The sequence below is a fragment of the Planobispora rosea genome, assembly GCF_014648175.1.
GTDB classification, from domain to species: domain Bacteria; phylum Actinomycetota; class Actinomycetes; order Streptosporangiales; family Streptosporangiaceae; genus Planobispora; species Planobispora rosea.
The window spans coordinates 1-1,210 of the sequence record NZ_BMQP01000126.1 but is presented as its reverse complement, the minus strand read 5'-3'; the positions used below and the strand labels follow the sequence as shown (position 1 = coordinate 1,210).

The following is a 1,210-nucleotide window of genomic DNA, read 5'->3' as shown; positions in this document are numbered from 1 at the left end:
AGACTCACCAGAGGTGACCGCACGCCACTCCACCCGATACACCGGCAACGCCGCAGCCGTGCCCACACCCGACACCGGACGCGACACCAGCGAACCGACCGACGCCACCGGACGACCCGCCACATCGGCGACCTCGATGGCCGCGGAAGTCCCCTGGCGCTCGATGCGGACCCGGAGGGCGTTCGCGCCTGTGGCGTGCACCGTGACGCCGGTCCAGGCGAAGGGCAGCTGGAGTTCGGTCTTCTCCTCGCCGCGTTCGGCGGCGAGGATGGCGTGCAGTGCCGAGTCCAGCAGGGCCGGATGCAGCATGAACCCGTCCACGGAGGCGTCCACCGACACTTCGGCGAACAGTTCGTCGCCGCGGCGCCACGCCGCCTGCAGGCCCTGGAAGACGGGACCGTAGAGGTACCCGGCCTCGGCCAGCTCGTCGTAAAGGTGATCAAGTTCGAGCGGCACACCGCCTCGGGGCGGCCATTCGGCGAGGTCAACCGGCCCAGGTGCCCCCGCAGTGGCCAGAACGCCGGAGGCATGCCGGATCCAGGAGTGGCCATCGGCCGAGGAGAACACCTCCACCAGCCGCCTGCCGGATTCGTCATCCGGTCCGACGATGACGCGGAGGGCGGCCTCGCCGCCCTCCGCCAGCACCAGTGGTGATTCGAGGGTCAGCTCGTCCACCACCGCGCAACCGACTTCTTCGGCGGCCTTGAGCGCCATCTCCAGCAGTGCCGTTCCCGGTACGAGCACCATGCCGGAGACCACGTGGTCGCCCAGCCAAGGATGAGTGTCCATGGACAGGCGTCCCGTGAGCGCCACGCTCTCCGAGCCTTCGCCGTCCAGCCCGGGCAGGGTCACGACGGCGGACAGGAGCGGGTGGTCGGCTCTGAACTGTCCGGCGGTCGCCACATCAGCCTGGGTGGTGGGGGCGGTCAGCCAGTAGTGCTTGTGCTGGAAGGCGTAGGTCGGCAGATCCACCCGGCGGGCACCGGACCCGGCATAGAACGCCTCCCAGTCCAGCCGCACACCGCGCGCCCACGCCCTGGCGATCCCTGTGATCAGTTCCCGCTCTTCGTCCCGGTCCCGACGCAGCAGCGGAACGAACACCACCTGCTCGTCTTCGACGCAGGCCGGGCCCATCACCGACAACACCGCATCCGGACCCACCTCGACGAACGTCTTCACGCCCTGACCGGCCAAAGTGGCAACGGCGTCG

1 protein-coding gene is annotated in these 1,210 nt (G+C 69.6%); it reads right to left on the bottom strand.

Translation table 11 applies throughout. The annotated features are described in order from the left end of the window. The coding region (locus IEZ08_RS39035) for a polyketide synthase dehydratase domain-containing protein (RefSeq protein ID WP_189244246.1) at positions 1-1,179 on the bottom strand (1,179 nt) is incomplete at its 3' end. Positions 1,180-1,210 lie beyond the last annotated feature (31 nt).